Here is a 17,555-nt window from a genome sequence, read left to right on the forward strand (position 1 = left end):
GGCGCCGAACTACCTACTTCCCATGCTCCCACTGGGCATAGGCCGAGGCATAGCGCCCGCCCAGATCGATGAGCTCGGTGTGGGTGCCATCCTCGACGATCTGACCCTGTTCCATGACGATGATGCGGTCGGCCTCGCGGGCTTGGTCCAGGCGGTGGGCAACGACGAGCGCAGTGCGGCTCTTCGTGACTGCTCTAGCGGCGTCTTCGAGCACTTCTGCGTGCTCGGAACCGGCCTCGGAAGTCGCCTCATCCATGATGAGCACCGGCGGCTGGCGCAGAATCATGCGAGCCAGAGAAAGCTGCTGCTCGGCCTCCGCACCGATCTCCTCGTTCCCGGCGCCAATCTTCGTATCCAGGCCCTGAGGCAGCCACCGCGAATGCTCATCCAAGCCCACGGTGTTAAGCGCCTGCCATAGCTCCTCATCGCTGGCGTCAGGTTTGGCCAGCAACAGATCCTCGCGCAAGGTGCCGGAGAAGAGATGGACCTCTTGGGTAATGAGCGCGACGTGCTCGGTAATCCACGTGTTCGGCACGGTGGCGGTATCGATGCCATCGAGGCTGATGCTCCCCGCCGAAGGGTACTGCAGGCCCGCCACGAGGGCGGCGAGCGTGGACTTACCCGCACCGGACGTACCCACCAGGGCAGTGGTGGTGCCGGCGGTGAGGGTGAGGGAGACGTCGTCAAGCACGGGCGCCCCACCGGGATAGGAATAGGAAAGGTGATCAATGGTGATGGCCGGCGCGGAGGTGAGCCGGGGCGTGTCCTTGAGGTCTGGAGCGCCAGCGTTGTTCGCCAGGGTCGCCAGCGCCACCGCGCGGCCGAGAGACGTCACGGAATGCTGGATCTCGCCGGCGAAGAAGAGGATGTTGAAGACGTGGATCTCCAGCCGCATCACCAGCAGCACCGCGGCGGTGGCCTCACCGGGGGTCAACCATTCCCACATCACCATGGGCACGGACATGAGGACCGATCCCAAGAGCAACACCGCAAAGGCCAGGGCGCCTTGGCCCAGGATGCGGTTGATCAGCGGAACCTTATCACCCCAGGCCTGCACCGTGTCCCAGGAATAGCGCTCCATGCGTGCATGGGCCCAGTCCTTCAGGGAGAACTGGCGGAGGGTCTCCAATGCACGGATGGTGTCCAGCAGGACGTTGTTGCGGTAGGCCTCCACCGAGGACACCTCGTTGGCTACGGCGGGGATATCGCGCATGGTGCCGCGGATGAAGGGATAGAGCAGGCAGCCGACGCCAACAAAAAGCAGCGCATAGGCGGGGTGGATGAAGACCATCATGAGCGCGGTCAGCGGCAGCATGAAGAGTGTGAGTACGAGGCGATCACCCATCATGGAGATCGTCATGACCACGGTGTCGATGTCTTTGGACAGGCGCGTAATGATGTTGCCGGTGCCCAATTCCATGACGGCCGGCACGGGAGCACCGAGGGTGGAATCCAGCGCTGAGGTGCGCAGATCCACCGAGAGCCGGCGGGTAGTGGAGGTAACCAGGTAGCGGCCCACGGTGCGGCCAGTGACCTCCACGAGGTAGCCCACGGCGATAATAACCAGCGCGCCCACCATGGCTGCGCGGCCCGTACCCAGGACGGGGACCTCCACGCCCTGGATGATATCGACGACGCGCCCGAGCACCTGGGAGACCAGGTTCATCATGATGACTGTGATGCTAAAAAGCGCAAAGAAGAGGGCGATACCCAGCCTGCTGGGGGCACTGGGTAGGGTCTTCAGAAAACGGAGGCACTCCCTCGGTGAGGCGGGAGCTAGGGCATCTGCGCGGTTGTCATTGGTGGTCTTGTGAGCAGGGCTCATAGTTCCACCACCTCATCGGCGTTGGCTGCCCACGTGGAGGCGGATGTAATGATCACGGTGATCTTGCCAGCGCGCAGCTCACGCACGCGCTTGGCGACGTCCGCCAGGGTCAACGAATCCAGCCCCGTCGTGGGGTTGTCCAGCACGAGAACTTCCGGGTCCACAGCGAGAGCGCGGGCCAGCGCGACGCGCTGGCGCTGGCCGCCGGAGAGGTTGAGGCCGGCCTCACCAATGGGCGCGGTGGGCAGCTCGCCGTTGGGCCCAAGCCCACCGAGGCGGATAACAATATCCTCGCAGGCGGAGGCGTGGAGGGCGTCGTGAAGCTGTGTGGTGTTGACAGTGCGGAGCGGATCGACGTTGTCCTGCAGGGTGCCCTCCAACACGGAGATGCGGTGCGGTGGGCACAAGGCACCCTGCTCATGGAGGTAGTGCACCCAGGAATCCACAGTGTTGCGCCCCTCGTTGGTGATGGGCATCCACACGTGTAAGCCGGGGGAGAGGTCGATGGGCGCGCCGGCGGCCTCGGTGGTGTTGGAAGAAAGCTGACCGAGCAGTTCGCCAACGCGCTCCACCGAGGCCCGAGCCCGCGCCCAGTTTTCAGTGAGCAGGCCCAGAGAGACACCTAATGCTGTGAGCGCGGGCGGGACGAGCATGGTAATCGCCATCATCCCTCCGGGGGCGATGCGTCCCTCGAAGGTTTCCCAGGAGGTCCAGGCAAGAATGCCCACGGCAAAGGACGCGGGAACCATCTGGCGCAGCCAGGCCATGAGGGCGGAAAGCTTGGCCTCGCGGAGCATGGCACCCAAGGAGTCCTGGGCGGCGTCGGAAAAGCGTTGGCGGGAAATCTCCTTGGCGCCGAGGCCCTTAATCACGCGTGAACCTTGCGCAAAGTCCGTGGCGAGTGACAACGCGGTGTTCTCCAGCTGGCGGCGGCGCGCGGCAATCTTAGTCAGCGGCTTCGTGGTAGCCCAGGAGGCTAGCGCGGTGGCGAGCGCGCCAACCAGCAGTACAGCTGAGACCTGCCAGGAAATCGGGGCGAGGCTGACCACTGCGCCTAAGAGGTAGCCCACCATGACCAGTGGGAAGTTGAGGATCTGCTTGAGCTGGCCAATGTAGTGCGAATCCTCATCCATCGTGTTGAGTAGCCGGCCGGGGCTTATGCCTGTGGTAGAAGCGGCCAGCAGCTTATCCAGCAGGTTCAGTCGCAGCGTATGCGTGGTGCGGGCCTGACTCAGATCAGTAAACGCATCTGCCGTGGCCTCGCAGATATAGGCGATGAAGAGGAGGATCGCCGTGGCCGCAAGCGGCAGGGCTACGGTGCGCCAGGAGGGATCGGAAAAGGCATACTGCGTGGTCTGGCCGATGATGACGGAGACTAACGCCCCCAGCGGGGCGTTGATGAGGGTGGCAACGAAGATGCCGATAACGCCGGTGCGCTGGGCACCAAGCAGCCGCCACGTGGCGGTGCCGGGCCGGGAGAAGTCGGTGGTCTCAGTGAGGGAGACCTCCCCGGAAGGGGGTTCATCGGGGAGGTACCACGACCACGTCCTCATGCGGGGGTAGTGAGTCATAAGAACTCATCCTATAGCGCACAACGCATGAGGGAGTGATTCAGATTACGCTTAATGAATCACTGGGGGGCTTAAGCCAGGTGATAGTTCTCCACGTCATAGCCGTTGAATTCACGGTCGACGCCATAGTCATCGATGGAGCTAAACTGCGTGCCGTTTTCGATGGCAAAACGTAGGTTATCTACGCGGGTGGACGGATCGCCGCTCACGGCACCTGCGGGAAAATAAAAGGTCTCCCCGCTCTTGAGCTTGACTACGAGCGACTCAAAGCTCATGCCTGATCTCCTTGGCTGCTGTTGATAGGGCTTCCCGCGCAAAACAGCGCGCGGGCACCGATCTATGAGGATCGATGCCGATTAGCCTTCAATTCAAGCAGGTCGGGCGCGCGGGGGCAAAGAAGTGAGATCAAAACAACGAAACGCGCACCCCCAAGGATGGGGGGGTTAGTTCTCGTCCTCGGTCTGGAGGCGGTGCTTGCCTTCGGACTCATGGTCATCAGTGATGCGGGAGGTGTCAGCATCCTCCTTGTCGGCGTTGCTGACCTCGATCTCCGTCTCGACGGCGTCCTGAATAGCGGTTTCTTCCTCGCGGTGCTTGGCCAGCTGCTCATCCAGCGAGCCCAGCAGCTCTTCGTCGCGCTCGACGACGCCCTCCTCAGCCAAGTCGGAGCCATGCGTGGCATCGTCCTCGGTGGTGGAGGTGTAGACCAAGGTGGAGCCCTGCGGCGCGGACGGGGAGGAGAAGTCCTCAACGCGCGGCGGAACGGCGGATTCCTTCTCCTTCTTCTGGGTGAAGAAGTAGTAGATGCCACCGCCGATGGCAGCAATGGCGGCAATGAGCGCGGAGATCAGCCAGATCTTTGAGCCCTTCTTCTTGTCCTTGCCACCGAGGCGGCGGGCCTTCTTCTGCAACTTAGCGCTTTGCTTCTGCGCCTTCTTCTCAGCCTTGGACGCCTTCTTCTTGGCCTGCTTGCGGGCCTTGGACGCCTTCTTTTCCGCCTGCTTGCGGGTCTTCTTCCACTGCTTGGAGGCCTTATCCTGGGCCTCTGATGCAGCCTCAGAGAGCTTCTCGGTGGTTTCCTCGCTGCGCTCCTTGAGCTGTTCGAGGGTGCGCTCGAGGCGGGCATGCGCGGCCTTGGTTACGGCGCCCGCTTCGCGGCGGGCCTCCGGGAACCACTCGCCATCTCGCTCTTCCATGCGGGCGGCGGCGGTCTCCAGGACGGAGTAGGCCTCACGGGCCTTCTCGTCGCGGCGTTCCTTGAGGCGCTCCACCAGGGCGGAGGTGGCGCTGATGGCGGTGGACAGGGCGGCGGGGTTCATGGGTTTAGGTGCTCCTTTATGTCAATACTGAAGTGACTTTTCGGCGGGGCACTGTATATGCGCGCCCGCGTTAGCGCTGGGTACTCCCTTTCAGCGTAGTGGTGGCGCGCAGGTCCCGCCACCAGATGCGCCAGGTGGCGAGCTGTCCAAAGAAAATAGACAGCTTTGTATGGATGGACCGGGTTTTTATTCACTAGCGCTATGGGCTAACAGTGCAGCTGACTGGGTTCTAAAGGTATTACCAAAGCAAAAAGCCTTTCGTGAGAAATGGACAGCTTGGTACGTTTTGGGACATCAACACCGAAGATAAACAACGATAACCTGCAGAGGAGGTGAGCATGTCCCCGCGACTTTCCGCATCCGCACCACTAGACCAAATCAGCGAAGATACGCCTAAACGTCGAGAGCGCACCGCTCTCTCCTTCGAGGTGATCCCGCCGCGTCATGATGCGGACGCTGCAAAGATTGACCGCTTGCTCGCCACGCTCGCCGCGTATAACCCCGACTACATCGCCGTCACCAGCTCCCAGCGCTCTGGGTGGCTGGAAGGAACCGCAGCCTTCATTGAGAAGATCTCACGCGATACAGCGATGCGTCCCCTGGCCCACCTGGCCTGCACCGCCGGCACAGAGGAAGAGCTCGTTGGCTGGATCGACACGCTTGTCGACGCCGGCGTGCGCGGCCTCCTTGCCCTCCGCGGCGACCTTCCGGAGGGCGGCATGCCCGAAGGGCACCTGCCGCACGCCGATTCCCTGGTCCGGCTCATCCGCAGCTGGGAATCCGACCGCGTGGCGCGCTTGGCAGCCGGCCGCTTGGCGGTGGGCGTGGCTTGCTACCCCAACGGCCACGCCGAGTCCGCCACGCCGGACGAGGACATCGACGTTCTTTTGGCCAAGCAGCGTCTCGGCGCAGACTTCGCCATCACCCAGCTTTTCTTCGACGCGGAGGATTACGTCCGCTTTGCCCAGCGCGCTCGGCTGGCGGGTGTGCGCATTCCGCTCATCCCCGGGATCATGCCGATGACGAGCCGTGCTCGGGTGGAGCGAATGTGCCAGCTGTCCGGGTTGGACGGTCCGACCAAGGTCCTTGACCAACTCGCGGCAGCGACCTCCCCCGAGGAAGAGAAAGAAATTGGCATGCAGATTACAGCCAAGCTGGCGAAGACGGTGATGAACGCCGGCGCCGACGGGCTGCACATCTACACGCACAACAACCCAGACATCACGACTGACCTGCTCAACCGAATTGGAGTCACCCCATGACCGCATCCTTCCCTAAGGCCATGATTGAGGGCTACCCGCGCGTCGGCGCTCACCGCGAGCTCAAGCGTGCGTTGGAGTCCTACTGGTCCGGCAAGATCGACGCCGAGACCTTCGAATCCGCCGCGCACTCCCTGCGCCTTGACACCTATGCCCGCCTCAAGGAGCTGGGCCTCACTGAGGATTACGCCATTCCGGCTGACGTCGCCTACTACGACCACGTCCTCGAGACCGCACTGACCGTGGGCGCCGCCGAGGGCGAGAGTCTCGATGATGAGTTCACCCTGGCCCGCGGTAACAAGGACACAGCGCCGCTGGAGATGACCAAGTGGTTCGACACCAACTACCACTACATTGTTCCTGAGATCACCGATGACCAGACCTTTAGCGCGCGCCCGCAACGCGTGCTGAAGATTGTGGAGGAGGCTCGTGCCGCCGGTCATACCGTCCGCCCAGTCCTCGTCGGCCCGGTGACCCTGCTGGCCCTGTCTAAGCAGGCTGAGGGCGCCACCAAGCAGCCCCTGGACCACCTCGATCAGACAGTCGAGTCCTACCTCACCGTTTTGGCTGAGCTTCACGACGCCGGCGTCGAGTGGATCCAGCTCGCCGAGCCGGCCCTGGTCGCCGACCTCGCCGCCGCTGACGACGCCACTTTGGCTGCCGCACTCAAGACCGCCTACGGCCGCATCTTGGGCGCGGAGAAGCGCCCGCAGGTGTACCTGACCACGCCCTATGGTTCCCTCAACGCTGGCCTCGATGTCATCGCTGAGCTTAAGCCGGAAGCGGTCCAGGTCGATCTTTCCGTGGGCACCCTGGCCCTAGACAACTCCTACCTCGAGCGCGTGGCCAAGCTCGCCGAGGCCACCCACCTCGCCGCCGGCCTGGTCGACGGCCGCAATGTCTGGGCCGCGAACCTCCGCGACTTGCGCGAGAAGCTGGAGACCCTGGGCGAAGGCGTTTCCGTGACCACCTCCGTGTCCCTGCAGCACGTGCCGCACACCGTGGAGGCGGAGACTTCCCTGCCGGTGGACGTCGCCACCTGGTTCGCTTTTGCTGATGAGAAGATCCGTGAGGTCGTAGCACTCGCCGCCGGCCCGCTCGATGCCCCAGAGGCTTATGCTCAGGCCGACCGCGCCGTGCGCACCCGCGCCGAGTCCTCCCGCACCCATGACCAGGCAGTACAGGATCGCACTGCGCAGTTGCCGGAGGGCCAGGTTCAGCGCCAGCCGGAGTTCGCCGAGCGCAACAAGGCCCAGGAAGCCCTCGGCCTGCCACAGCTGCCAACCACCACCATCGGCTCCTTCCCGCAGACTGCTGAGATTCGCGCCGCCCGCGCCGCACACCGCAAGGGCGAGCTCTCCGATGCCGACTACACTGAGGCACTGCGCAACGAGGTGAAGTCCGTCATCGAGTTGCAGGAGCGCTTGGGCCTGGACGTCCTGGTCCACGGCGAGCCGGAGCGCAACGATATGGTGCAGTACTTCGCTGAGCTTCTCGACGGCTTCGTCGTCACCGAGAACGGCTGGGTCCAGTCTTATGGCTCCCGGTGCACCCGTCCGCCAATCGTCGTCGGTGACATCTCCCGCCCGAAGGCCATGACCACCGAGTGGGCGAAGTTCGCGCAGTCCCTGTCCGAAAAGCACGTCAAGGGCATGCTCACCGGCCCGGTGACCATCCTGGCCTGGTCCTTCGTGCGCGATGACGTTCACCAGTCCGTCTCCGCCGACCAGCTCGGCGTGGCGCTGGCCGACGAAGTCCGCGACCTCGAGGAGGCCGGCATCGACATCATCCAGATCGACGAGCCCGCCCTGCGCGAGCTGCTGCCGCTGCGCGAGCAGGACCGCAAGGCCTACCTCGACTGGGCGGTGCGTTCCTTCCGGGTGGTTTCGTTGCAGGCGAAGCCTGAAACCCAGATCCACACGCACCTGTGTTACTCGGAGTTTGGCCAGATCATCGACGCCGTCGCCGGCTTGGACGCCGACGTCACCTCCATCGAGGCGGCCCGCTCCCGCATGGAGCTGCTCGAGGACATCGATGAGAAGTTCCACTCCGAGATCGGCCCGGGCATTTACGATATCCATTCCCCGCGCATCCCGTCCGTGGCGGAAATGGCCGAGCTCATCCGCGCAGCGCTGAAGAACGTGCCGGTCGAGCGCCTCTGGGTCAACCCGGACTGCGGCCTCAAGACCCGCGGCTATGAGGAAACCGAGGCCTCTCTGCGCAACATGGTCCTCGCCCGTGACGAGGTCCGCGACAGCCTCTAAGTTTAAATCTTTGGATTTAAACGAAGTCCATCGCCGTCAGCTCACTGAGCGCGGCGATGTCTCCGTTTCCGGCCCTATCGAAGTGCAGTGCCTTGAGACCCGCGGCACGGGCGCCTTCGACGTCATTAGCCACCGAATCGCCCACCATGAGAGTGGCGCCCGGATCCACCCTTAAGTGCCGACAAGCTTCAAGGTAGGCCTCCGGGTGCGGCTTCGGATGACCCATTTCCACGGTGGGAAAGAGCTCAACGCCTGGCAGATCGAGCCCGCCTGCCCGTAGTTTTGCCTCCTGCATTTCACGGGCCCCGTTCGTCAGCACACCGACGATGAGACCTAAATTGAGGACGTGCTGTAGTACGTCCTGTGCACCATCCACCGAGCACCAATGCTTCTCGTACGCGGCCAGGTACTTGGCATATTCCGCCAGTGCCTCCTGCTCCGTCATCTCTGGGCGGCCCAGGAACTCGCGGCAGCGCTCCACGCGCTGGCCCTGGTGGGTGACCTCGCCGCGCTCGTAGGCGGCGAACCATTTCCTTTCAATCTCCGCGAAGCGCTTGTGGTGCCCGCCCGGCAGCCACTCTTCCACGGCCGCATGCATCGCGGCGGTGTGGTCCATGAGGGTGTCATCGAGATCGAAGAGAATGGCGCGAATCATGCTTGTAACCCTACGCAGATCGCTGACAGCGTCGCGCCGGAACAACGCATTGGTGGAAATTTCCATACAATGGCTGGCATGACTCAGAAGACCGCAACTGCAACGATGCACACCAATTACGGTGACATTGTTATCGACCTGTTCGGTAACCACGCACCGGTAACCGTTGAGAACTTCATCGGCCTGGCTAAGGGCGAGAAGGACTACACCACCCAGAACGCCAAGGGCGAGCAGTCCGGCCCGTTCTACGATGGCGCTATTTTCCACCGCGTCATCGACCAGTTCATGATCCAGGGCGGTGACCCGACCGGCACCGGCCGTGGCGGCCCCGGCTACCAGTTCCAGGATGAGTTCCACCCGGAGCTCCAGTTTGATCGCCCGTTCCTGCTGGCCATGGCGAACGCCGGCCCAGGCACCAACGGTTCCCAGTTCTTCATCACCGTGGCGCCGACCCCGCACCTGAACAACCACCACACCATCTTCGGTGAGGTCACCGACCCGGCTTCCCAGGAAGTTGTGTCCAAGATTGCTAAGGTCTCCACCGACCGCATGGACCGTCCGGCTGAGGACGTTGTCATCGAGTCCATCGAGATCGCCTAAGCGTTCTTAGCTTTTCATCCGAGCCCGCTGCCACGTGATGTGGTGGCGGGCTCGTTGTTTTAGGAGTCTGCGTGAAGAATTATCTCCGTTCGGCACCGGCCACCCTGGTGCTCATGGTGCTGTGCATCGGTGCTTGGTGTGCCACGGCCATCCAAGGCTCGTCCCTCTCCGCGCCCTACTATCGCAGCATGCTGGCTCAAGACTGGACGCTGTGGGGCCCTGACGTGTCCGCGCACCCCACAACTGTCATTACCGCGGGCTTTATGCATCTCGACGCCGGGCACCTCTTGGTCAACATGGTGATGCTGTTCTTTGTGGGCAGGGAAGTAGAACGCGCCCTGGGCAGCGCGCTGTATGTGGCGGCCTATCTCATCTCCATCGTGGGCTCTTCTGCCGCAGTGCTGTGGATGGATTACGGCACACCTACGGTGGGCGCCTCCGGTGCCCTCTTTGCGCTCATGGGTCTACTCATTGGTGTGTACCGCAGTCGCGGTCTTGACCTGCGCGCGCCCATCGTCCTCGTGGTGGCCAACGTCGTCTACAGCTTCGTGGCGGAGAATGTCTCCGTGTGGGGGCACTTGGGTGGCTTGCTCACAGGACTGCTGTTGGCACCATTCCTCTTTCGCAAACGCACGTGGCTGCGTTGGCTGGGGATTTGGATTATCGGGGTGATAGCTGCTGTTGCAGCGGCGCTGCGAGCTGGGCTTTGGGGATAACTCGGGCGTGTTATCCACCAAAACCTTTGTGCGAAAGAATTTCACACAAGTTATCCACATTGTGGATAACTACATTTTTGTAATTTACCGAACGTGTGCGCCAAGATAACCGCAGATCAGCAGCTTAATCGGTTGTGTTCGAAGTTTTTGTGCGGGCTGTGGGAAGGGTGAAAACACTTATCCACAGGGTGTGGAGAAAGTCTGTGAAATTCGTTGTCCACAGAGTTATCCCCACCCTGTGGATAACTTTGTACCCAAGGTGTTAACAGCGCTCCGGTTGCGGGGTGGTGTTGGGAATCGCGTACTTTCGAATAGCGGTTGTCTACGTGGAATTCCCAAAGGTGGCTTATCGAAACAGAGCTCCCGCTAGCGCTATACGACGCTTCATGCCTAACGAGTAGGTTTTGAGCTGCCGGTCGCAGCGGTGTGACATATCGACCAGCTCTAAAACCGCTTGTACCCGATGCTTATCGACGCCATATAGCCTCGCCATTGCGTGGAGATGCTGACGCCCGGTGAGACTAGTAACGAGGCCGCCATCGTCGAGGAGCAGCCCGATGGTGCCATTGATGTGCTTCGTTCCGGTGGCTTTCACCAAGCCGAGGGCAGCCCGGAGCGTAGTGGATTTGCCGGCGCCGTTCGGACAAAGCAAAGCGGTGATCCGTCCGGGAGATGCCGTGAGGTTCGCGCCGTGGACAACCTCATGTCCGGCGAAGGAGACGGTGATGTCTCGAGCAGTGAATACGGTGTTCATACCTCTGACGATATTGATCAGGAGCATGAGAAACATCGCCTAAGCAGGCAATATTTTGCCTCCGCTATTTGGGGGAGAAGCCCGTTAATCGAGCAGAGCGCGGTATTGCTTGCGGGCCTTCATGGAATGAATGATGGTCTCGGTCCCGTCGTCCCAAATAAGAACAACGAGCTCAAGTAATCTCATTGAGCCGTCGAATCCGAGGCGAAGCTCTCGCTGTGGGTTCTCGTCGTCGAGTGGAGCTTTAAAGACACAAGTTGATGTTGCTGCGGTTACGGAATCCTCCGGCTTGATGCCGTGTTTTGTGGCGTTCCGGCGAACCTCCATTTAAATGGCTTTTCTTAGCGCTTCACGGATTGCCTGTGACCTAGACCATCCATGCGCTGTAGCATACTTATCCAGGTCTGCAATTTCATTGGGCGAAAGGCGAATCGAGATAATCTTTGCGGCCTGATTGTCGCGGGGTTTCCGCCCCCGAGTACGAAGAGTCTCCACGTCGTAACCATTTTCGGCTTCCATTACCCATGCATCAATTTGCTCTTCGCTGATCGGCTGTCCATTGATAGTCTTCATAACCGTAATCGTATTACGAAAAGGGGTTCTGTTGCTAGAGTGAAGTTCGGACTAGGAGTGTGATGTCTAGTGGCTTTTTGGACACGGAGTCCAGGATGTTTTTGGACGGGATGTCTAGTGGCTTTTTGGACGTTTGCGGCGGTGGAATAGCCGGATGGCTATTCCATTGCATAAGCGTAGAAAGGTCGCAGATTTCGATCCCGTTCGTGACGGCAAGACGGTCACACAGTTTTGCAAAGAATTAGGAATCTCGCGGCAGACGTACCACAACATCAAAAGCCGGATAGCGCAGAAGGGTCGCGCAGGTATTGTGCCTGATTCGACTGCCCCGAAGAATCCGATTAAGAAATTTGACGAGGCCGATAAAATCGCAGTCGTCCACGCCAGGCAGGAGTTGATGGAGCAAGGCTTGGATTATGGGCCTTGGTCGATCTACTACTTCTTGTTTGACACTTCGGGCCCAGATTCCACGCCGTCGCGTTCTACAATCGCCTCGTGGCTTCATGAGCTGGGATTTGTTGATGCCAATGCCCGCAAACGGCCACGCAGTTCCTATAAGCGCTTCGCCCGTGATCTCGTCGGTGAACTCTGGCAAATCGATGGACTGGTCTACCGCCTCTTTGACCATGCCCACACACATGTCACGATTTACCAGATTATCGATGATGCCAGCAGATTCGATGTCGGAACCACAGCGTTCGCTCTGCCAGAAAACGGTACTGATGCGCGCGCCGTACTGGCCGCAGCGTTCGCCGCCTACGGCAAACCTCAAGAAATCCTTTCCGACAATGGCGATGCGTTCGCCACCTATCACCGTGGTTTTCTCTCTGCTACTGAAACTTGGCTCGCTAGCCAAGGTGTACTTGCTATTGCTGGTTTCGCCCCGACAACCCAGGGAAAAGACGAACGCTCTCACCGCACGTTGACCCAGTTCCTCGATGCACGCCACCCAGTCAGCCTTGCTGAGGTCAACACATATCTGGCTGAATATCGCCAGGTCTACAACGAACGACGACGGCACCAATCACTGCTCGTCGGCAAAATGCACATCACACCACGCCAGGCCTTCGATACCTTCCCCAAGGCACCATCACCTACACATCCACTCGATCCTGAGCAGGTCTGGGCCCGCGTAGTCGCCTATAACCAAGCGCACAATCCACAAGCTGTATCCGAAATGCTAAACGGCCCCGCGGAAGCGGCAACTTCACACGAGGCCTGCATCGATGACATGGCAGCTTTGCAAGGCATACCTCCCACCGATACCCCCACACTAACGGCGCCGACGACAAATTCAACAAACCATTGGGATATCCCAGACCAGCTCTGCGTAAGCAAAGACGGCGTTGTACGCGTGTGCGGTTTCGGGCTCTACATTGGTCTGAGGTTTAAAAACCGCAGACTCTACTCCACGGTCACAGCCGAAAACGTTGCGGAGTTCTACACGGCCCATGACGGTGAATTCCTCTTCAGCGTGCCACTGCCGATCACGTTGAGCCACAGACCACCAGGTGGTCAGATCAACATCAACCTCGTTGAAGGAATGAAACACCGCCAACCACCGCGGATGAACCCGAAACTATCCAAACCCCGGCCGAAACGCAGGCCGCAACCATAAACCGCTAGAAGTGTCCAAGACCTCCATGGACTCCGTGTCCAAAAAGACACCGGACTCCATGTCCAAAAACCCTATGGACATAACAAGTTCGGACTAGGAGCCAGCGCCGCCCAGAATCTTGGTCACCAGGTTCAGGCGCGTGCTGGCGCCGAAGATGGTGATGAGGCGTGAGACGTGTTTCTTCACGGCGGACTCGGAATAGCCGGTGGCGGCAGCGATCTCAGAATTGGAGTTGCCGGCGAGAAGGAGTTTGAGGACGGCAATTTCGGCGTCGTGAAGCTCGTGGCTTTCAATGGCGGCGGCGACGGGATCGCGTGGGGTGGCGGGTTCCCCAATGTAGTCCACCAAACGGTGCATGGCGGCGGGCGCCACGACGGTGCCGCCCTCCACGGCGGCGCGGACCGCCTCGATGATGGAGCGCGGGCGTTGGTTCTTCAAGATATAGCCCGCGCCGCCCGCCCGCAGGATCTTCAGCATCGTGTCATCCGAGTCGAAGGCGGTCACTGCCAAGAAGGTTGGGGGATTCGGCGCGGAATTAAGGTGCTTGAGCAGCGTGATGCCGTCCATGTGCGGCATGTGAATATCGGCGAGGACGAGGTCCGGCTTGGCTTCCTCGATCTGGGCCAGGCAATCCGCGCCATTGGTTGCCTCACCGACCACTGTGATGTCCTCGGTGGTCTGGAAATAGACGCGGAGCGTCGAGCGAACGAGCTCATCATCATCAACGAGGAAAACCCGAATGCTCATGGCAACAGTTTAGCCACCGCACCACCAGAGCTGGGGGTTGTTGGAGCAACGGAAGTGGTCGGTGAATTCGCCCGCGAAAGACTTGTAGAAGGTGAATCCGGTGGACTCAGTGCTCTCAGTTGCGGTGGTCTCAGCGGAAGTGTCAACAGGAGCCTCAGCAGCGCTGGCGAGTGGTGCGGAAAACAGTGCGAGAGCTGCGGCGGCAACGGCGAGGGAAGAACGCATGTCTACTAACCTTGTGGAATTTAAGAATCGGCGATTTACCGGGCAAGTTTACTATATTTTTCTTAGGTGGGCAGTGGGAAGAGAAAGGCGTGTGACCCAGTGATCACCTTCTTTGCCGCTGCCGAAGCTGCCGTGCATTCGGCGAACGCGGCGGGCGATTTCCCCCAAACCCAGATTCGTCGTCATGTATTGGCGTGATTGTTGCGCCGCAATCTCGGAAGTGATCACGAGGTCGATGGACTTGGAGCTGCCGGTGGCCTCGATGCTCACACGGGATTCAGGGCGAGCGTACTTGAGGATGTTGATGGCGAGCTCAGAGAACACGAGGGAGAGCTTTTCCGGTAGCGCAAGCTTACCGTTCTTGCCTACATTGATCTGTGCTTCGCAGTGGAAGCCGTGGCTGTTCAGGAAGCTAACCATGGTGTCGAGGTCGTCTTCCAAGGACTTAACTCCTTGAGTCACGCTCTCATTCTTCATCACGCGTAGCAGGTCGCGGACTTCGCCCATGGCTCGGCGGGCGTCGTTAGCAATCGCCTCCGCGGAGTCAGCCGCGGAAGGATCCGTTTGGGTCAACGCCAAGGTTTCGGAGCGCATGACCACGGAGGTCAAGGTCGCAGCCACCGAATCATGAAGGGCGGTCATCAGCGCCTCGCGCTGCTTGGCGGCGCGCTGCTCGGCGGCAAGACGCTGGTCCCGGGTTTTTCGCAGCGCGGCCCCAATGACGATGGCCACCGCATACAAGATGAGCGGTGTTGACAGGTTTAACGGGTCGAAATCAGGCAGATATTTAATCGAAGGATCCGTCGTGACGAGGTATGTGTACACCACCGCTGGGGGAAGCGCCCACAGCCAGCGTGTACGAAACGCCACGATGCCCACGATGACGGGGCTCCACGCCAAGAGGAGGAAAGACCGCCAGTCGGGGCACCACATTGCGAGCGCAAAAAGCGCACCGTACCCGCAGGCCGCCGCAAGTGGGCGGCGGATGGCCAGTGGCGTCAGGGAAACGCCGAGGCCGGCAAGTACGAGTGCGCCGGGAGTGAGGAAGTTTTTATCCACCGTGACGGTGAGCATCACCAAAATGATGCAGCCAACGCCAGCGATGCTATAGAACCTCGAGGAGCTCATCGGTAGCGATGAAAACTAACGCCAGCCCATCGTCATCAACAGGCCGATGATGGCCAGGCCGAAGCCGATGCCGTAATTCCACGGTCCCAGCTCCTGCATGAACGGAATGGACTCACCCGCTAGGTAGTTGACCACCAGCCAGAGCAGGCCGAGGAGCATGAGGCCCAGCATGATGGCGATGTACCACTTCGGGGTTCCCTCAGAGTTGATCTTGACCGGGGTGCGGTTGGTCGCAGAGCTGGAGGACTGCGGGAGTGCGGAGCCCTCCGTCGTGATCTTGGACTTTGGCATTGTTACACCTTCACGAAGAATAGGGGTGGTTAATCTGTGAGATACCTTAGCAGCTGCGGCGTTGAGAGCTACTGCGGCAGCAGTGCTGCCGGGTCAAACTCCCAGAACCGGATGTGGATGGTTTCATCCTTGCGGATGACATCGCCGCGGCTTGCCGACGCCCATCCAATCTTGTCACTGTCGATCGGGTTCGACGTTGGGATGCGTTCGCCCACGTCGAGGGAACCGGACCAGCCCTTGGCGCGCAGCGCGGATTCAGCTTCCTGCTGCGTGGAATGTGTAATATCCGGTGCCTGGATGAGCATCGCGTTGGAGACCTCGAGGGTGACCTGGCTGCCCTTGGGTAGCTTCTGGCCCTCCTCGACGACCCGGAGCACCTGGTTCTCCGGCAACTCAGAATCCACCGAATTCACGGTGACGTCAAAGTCCATGGAGGACAGCATGTCTACTGCGCGATCACGGTCCATGCCGCTGACGTCCGGAACGCTGACTTCCTTCTGGCCCTTGGACACCGTGATGCGTACCTTCGAACCCTTGGATAGCTGCGCGCCGCCCGCTGGGTTCTGGGAAATGATCTCGCCCGCGGGTGCCTCATCATTTACCTGCTCCACGTCGGTATTCAGCTCCAAGCCGGCTTCCTCCAGCGCAGTGGTAGCTTCATCCAGCTTCATGCCGGTGAGATCAGGGACCTCAGTGACCTCCTTGCCGGAGGAGACCGTCAGCGTGACCGAGGAGTTTTTCTGCAGCTCCGAGCCCTCCGCCGGGTTGATGCGGATGACCTTGCCTCGCGCTACGTCGGGGCTGGGCTCTTCGTTGATGCTCACCAGAAGGCCGAGCTTTTCCAGCTCTTCCACCACTTCATTGCGCGGACGGTTGGCCACCTTCGGGATCGTTACCATGTTCGCGCGTTGGGCTGCTTCATGCTGTTCCTGTTCGCGCTCACGGGCCTCTTGGCGGGAACTATCCCAGAAATCCCAGGCAAAGTAGCCAATGATGGCGACGAGGGAGGCGGCGAGCAGTGCTGCTAGCCACTTCAATCCGGATCCGGACTCATCGTCTTCAGAGGGGCGGGTGGAGGCCACCGGCGCACGGTGTTGTGCGGCCACGGGTGCCACCATCGTGGTGGGGTGATCTTCGTCGTTGATGTGGGAGCGCGCCGCTTCCGGCAGCTGGCCTTGCGCCAAACGATCAAGATCATCGCCCATCTCCCAGGCGGATTGGTAGCGGTCCGCAGGGTGCTTGGCCATTGCCGTGAGCACGACGGCGTCGACGCCAAGGCGCTCACGCTCCGTGAGGTCGTCATTAATCAGCTCCGAAGGTGGCGTCGGATCTTCCTGCACGTGCTGGTAGGCCACCGCGAAGGGCGTTTCACCTTCAAATGGTGTGCGCCCAGTGACCGTTTCATACATGACGCAGCCGAGGGCGTAGACGTCGGAGCGGGCGTCGGCAGGCTTGCCACGGGCCTGTTCTGGGGAAAGGTACTGCGCGGTACCGATGACAGCAGAAGTCTGCGTCATTGCGGACGTGGAATCATCCAACGCGCGCGCGATGCCGAAGTCCATGACCTTCACTTGGCCTGTGTTGGTCAGCATGATGTTGGCCGGCTTGATATCGCGGTGGATGATCCCGGCCTCGTGGGAGGACTGAAGGGCCTCCGCTACCGGCTTGAGCACGCGCGCGGCCTCCGCCACCGACATAGGGCCATCCTCACGGACAATGTCGCGCAAGGTACGACCCTGCACGTATTCCATGACGATATACGGCACCATCAGGCCGTCGACGTCCTTTTCACCGGTGTCGAAGACGGCGACGATGTTCGGGTGGTTGAGCTTGCCGGAGTTTTGGGCCTCGCGGCGGAAACGCTCACGGAAGTTAACGTCGCGCGCCATGTCAGGGCGCAGCATCTTGATGGCAACAGTGCGCCCCAAGACAGAGTCTTCGGCCTCGTAGACCTCGGACATGCCGCCGGAGCCGATGGACTGGCGGAGGTGGTACCGATCACTGACCATG

The 17,555-nt window shown here is 60.8% G+C and carries 18 protein-coding genes; 5 read left to right on the forward strand and 13 right to left on the reverse strand.

Features of this window, described 5'->3' with window-relative positions:
- Positions 1-13 precede the first annotated feature (13 nt).
- The 4 genes from CAURIM_RS00105 to CAURIM_RS00120 form a co-directional block, all read right to left on the reverse strand.
- On the reverse strand, positions 14-1,825 hold the full coding sequence (locus CAURIM_RS00105) for an ABC transporter ATP-binding protein (RefSeq protein WP_201828898.1): 1,812 nt from the start codon (positions 1,823-1,825) through the stop codon (positions 14-16).
- Positions 1,822-3,396, reverse strand: coding sequence for an ABC transporter transmembrane domain-containing protein (locus tag CAURIM_RS00110; protein ID WP_201828897.1), 1,575 nt, complete (start codon positions 3,394-3,396; stop codon positions 1,822-1,824). The genes CAURIM_RS00105 and CAURIM_RS00110 overlap by 4 nt, the downstream gene beginning before the upstream one ends.
- A 71-nt stretch (positions 3,397-3,467) precedes the next feature.
- Positions 3,468-3,671 (reverse strand): hypothetical protein, encoded by a 204-nt coding sequence (locus CAURIM_RS00115; RefSeq protein WP_070444488.1) that lies wholly within the window; start codon positions 3,669-3,671, stop codon positions 3,468-3,470.
- Positions 3,672-3,839: 168 nt separating this feature from the next.
- Entirely contained in the window at positions 3,840-4,715 is an 876-nt protein-coding gene (locus CAURIM_RS00120; protein ID WP_070444486.1) for a hypothetical protein, read from the reverse strand.
- Between the two features lie 338 nt (positions 4,716-5,053).
- On the opposite strand from CAURIM_RS00120, the gene CAURIM_RS00125 reads away from it, so the two are divergent.
- Together CAURIM_RS00125 and metE are read left to right on the forward strand one after the other, a co-directional pair.
- Entirely contained in the window at positions 5,054-5,977 is a 924-nt protein-coding gene (locus tag CAURIM_RS00125) for a methylenetetrahydrofolate reductase (protein ID WP_201828896.1), read from the forward strand.
- Entirely contained in the window at positions 5,974-8,238 is a 2,265-nt protein-coding gene (gene metE / locus CAURIM_RS00130) for a 5-methyltetrahydropteroyltriglutamate--homocysteine S-methyltransferase (protein WP_201828895.1), read from the forward strand. Before CAURIM_RS00125 ends, metE begins: the two co-directional genes overlap by 4 nt.
- A 16-nt stretch (positions 8,239-8,254) precedes the next feature.
- On the opposite strand, the gene CAURIM_RS00135 is transcribed toward metE, so the two are convergent.
- Complete coding sequence (locus CAURIM_RS00135) at positions 8,255-8,893, reverse strand: HAD family hydrolase (RefSeq protein WP_201828894.1); 639 nt, start codon at positions 8,891-8,893, stop codon at positions 8,255-8,257.
- Positions 8,894-8,962: 69 nt separating this feature from the next.
- Here CAURIM_RS00135 and CAURIM_RS00140 point away from each other — a divergent pair, with 69 nt between their 5' ends.
- Positions 8,963-9,493: a peptidylprolyl isomerase gene (locus tag CAURIM_RS00140; RefSeq protein ID WP_046648667.1), complete on the forward strand. Its 531-nt coding sequence runs from the start codon at positions 8,963-8,965 to the stop codon at positions 9,491-9,493.
- 71 nt (positions 9,494-9,564) lie between these two features.
- Positions 9,565-10,209 carry a rhomboid family intramembrane serine protease gene (locus tag CAURIM_RS00145; RefSeq protein ID WP_201828893.1) on the forward strand — a complete coding sequence of 215 codons (645 nt, stop codon included), beginning with the start codon at positions 9,565-9,567 and terminating at the stop codon, positions 10,207-10,209.
- Between the two features lie 346 nt (positions 10,210-10,555).
- Here CAURIM_RS00145 and CAURIM_RS00150 read toward each other — a convergent pair whose 3' ends face one another.
- From CAURIM_RS00150 to CAURIM_RS00160, 3 genes are all read right to left on the reverse strand, one after another.
- Positions 10,556-10,963: an ATP-binding cassette domain-containing protein gene (locus CAURIM_RS00150; protein WP_201828892.1), complete on the reverse strand. Its 408-nt coding sequence runs from the start codon at positions 10,961-10,963 to the stop codon at positions 10,556-10,558.
- Positions 10,964-11,047: 84 nt separating this feature from the next.
- Positions 11,048-11,290, reverse strand: a complete 243-nt coding sequence (locus CAURIM_RS00155) for a toxin (RefSeq protein WP_201828891.1) — start codon at positions 11,288-11,290, stop codon at positions 11,048-11,050.
- Complete coding sequence (locus tag CAURIM_RS00160; RefSeq protein WP_201828890.1) at positions 11,291-11,536, reverse strand: ribbon-helix-helix domain-containing protein; 246 nt, start codon at positions 11,534-11,536, stop codon at positions 11,291-11,293. It lies immediately after the preceding gene.
- A 154-nt stretch (positions 11,537-11,690) separates the two neighbouring features.
- On the opposite strand from CAURIM_RS00160, the gene CAURIM_RS00165 reads away from it, so the two are divergent.
- Positions 11,691-13,154 carry an integrase core domain-containing protein gene (locus CAURIM_RS00165; protein ID WP_201827648.1) on the forward strand — a complete coding sequence of 488 codons (1,464 nt, stop codon included), beginning with the start codon at positions 11,691-11,693 and terminating at the stop codon, positions 13,152-13,154.
- A gap of 93 nt (positions 13,155-13,247) precedes the next feature.
- Here the strand turns inward: CAURIM_RS00165 and CAURIM_RS00170 are convergent, their stop codons facing one another.
- The 5 genes from CAURIM_RS00170 to pknB form a co-directional block, all read right to left on the reverse strand.
- The gene (locus CAURIM_RS00170) at positions 13,248-13,901 is read right to left on the reverse strand and encodes a response regulator (RefSeq protein WP_201828889.1); all 654 of its coding nucleotides are present in this window, start codon (positions 13,899-13,901) and stop codon (positions 13,248-13,250) included.
- Positions 13,902-13,910: 9 nt separating this feature from the next.
- Positions 13,911-14,126: a hypothetical protein gene (locus CAURIM_RS00175; protein ID WP_201828888.1), complete on the reverse strand. Its 216-nt coding sequence runs from the start codon at positions 14,124-14,126 to the stop codon at positions 13,911-13,913.
- 51 nt (positions 14,127-14,177) lie between these two features.
- Positions 14,178-15,254, reverse strand: a complete 1,077-nt coding sequence (locus CAURIM_RS00180; RefSeq protein WP_201828887.1) for a sensor histidine kinase — start codon at positions 15,252-15,254, stop codon at positions 14,178-14,180.
- Between the two features lie 15 nt (positions 15,255-15,269).
- Complete coding sequence (crgA, locus tag CAURIM_RS00185) at positions 15,270-15,545, reverse strand: cell division protein CrgA (protein ID WP_010188168.1); 276 nt, start codon at positions 15,543-15,545, stop codon at positions 15,270-15,272.
- A gap of 68 nt (positions 15,546-15,613) precedes the next feature.
- A complete protein-coding gene (gene pknB / locus CAURIM_RS00190) occupies positions 15,614-17,554 on the reverse strand; it encodes a Stk1 family PASTA domain-containing Ser/Thr kinase (RefSeq protein WP_201828886.1) in 1,941 nt (646 codons plus the stop codon).
- Between the last annotated feature and the right edge of the window lies 1 nt (position 17,555).

Origin of the sequence: Corynebacterium aurimucosum, assembly GCF_030408555.1 — a bacterium.
Classification (GTDB): Bacteria; Actinomycetota; Actinomycetes; order Mycobacteriales; family Mycobacteriaceae; genus Corynebacterium; species Corynebacterium aurimucosum.

Coding starts and splice junctions, on each gene's coding strand:
- CAURIM_RS00105 (WP_201828898.1), bottom strand. CDS start 1,825: ATGAGCCCTGCTCACAAGACCACCAATGACAACCGCGCAGATGCCCTA.
- CAURIM_RS00110 (WP_201828897.1), bottom strand. CDS start 3,396: ATGACTCACTACCCCCGCATGAGGACGTGGTCGTGGTACCTCCCCGAT.
- CAURIM_RS00115 (WP_070444488.1), bottom strand. CDS start 3,671: ATGAGCTTTGAGTCGCTCGTAGTCAAGCTCAAGAGCGGGGAGACCTTT.
- CAURIM_RS00120 (WP_070444486.1), bottom strand. CDS start 4,715: ATGAACCCCGCCGCCCTGTCCACCGCCATCAGCGCCACCTCCGCCCTG.
- CAURIM_RS00125 (WP_201828896.1), top strand. CDS start 5,054: ATGTCCCCGCGACTTTCCGCATCCGCACCACTAGACCAAATCAGCGAA.
- metE (WP_201828895.1), top strand. CDS start 5,974: ATGACCGCATCCTTCCCTAAGGCCATGATTGAGGGCTACCCGCGCGTC.
- CAURIM_RS00135 (WP_201828894.1), bottom strand. CDS start 8,893: ATGATTCGCGCCATTCTCTTCGATCTCGATGACACCCTCATGGACCAC.
- CAURIM_RS00140 (WP_046648667.1), top strand. CDS start 8,963: ATGGCTGGCATGACTCAGAAGACCGCAACTGCAACGATGCACACCAAT.
- CAURIM_RS00150 (WP_201828892.1), bottom strand. CDS start 10,963: ATGAACACCGTATTCACTGCTCGAGACATCACCGTCTCCTTCGCCGGA.
- CAURIM_RS00155 (WP_201828891.1), bottom strand. CDS start 11,290: ATGGAGGTTCGCCGGAACGCCACAAAACACGGCATCAAGCCGGAGGAT.
- CAURIM_RS00160 (WP_201828890.1), bottom strand. CDS start 11,536: ATGAAGACTATCAATGGACAGCCGATCAGCGAAGAGCAAATTGATGCA.
- CAURIM_RS00165 (WP_201827648.1), top strand. CDS start 11,691: ATGGCTATTCCATTGCATAAGCGTAGAAAGGTCGCAGATTTCGATCCC.
- CAURIM_RS00170 (WP_201828889.1), bottom strand. CDS start 13,901: ATGAGCATTCGGGTTTTCCTCGTTGATGATGATGAGCTCGTTCGCTCG.
- CAURIM_RS00175 (WP_201828888.1), bottom strand. CDS start 14,126: ATGCGTTCTTCCCTCGCCGTTGCCGCCGCAGCTCTCGCACTGTTTTCC.
- CAURIM_RS00180 (WP_201828887.1), bottom strand. CDS start 15,254: ATGAGCTCCTCGAGGTTCTATAGCATCGCTGGCGTTGGCTGCATCATT.
- crgA (WP_010188168.1), bottom strand. CDS start 15,545: ATGCCAAAGTCCAAGATCACGACGGAGGGCTCCGCACTCCCGCAGTCC.
- pknB (WP_201828886.1), bottom strand. CDS start 17,554: ATGGTCAGTGATCGGTACCACCTCCGCCAGTCCATCGGCTCCGGCGGC.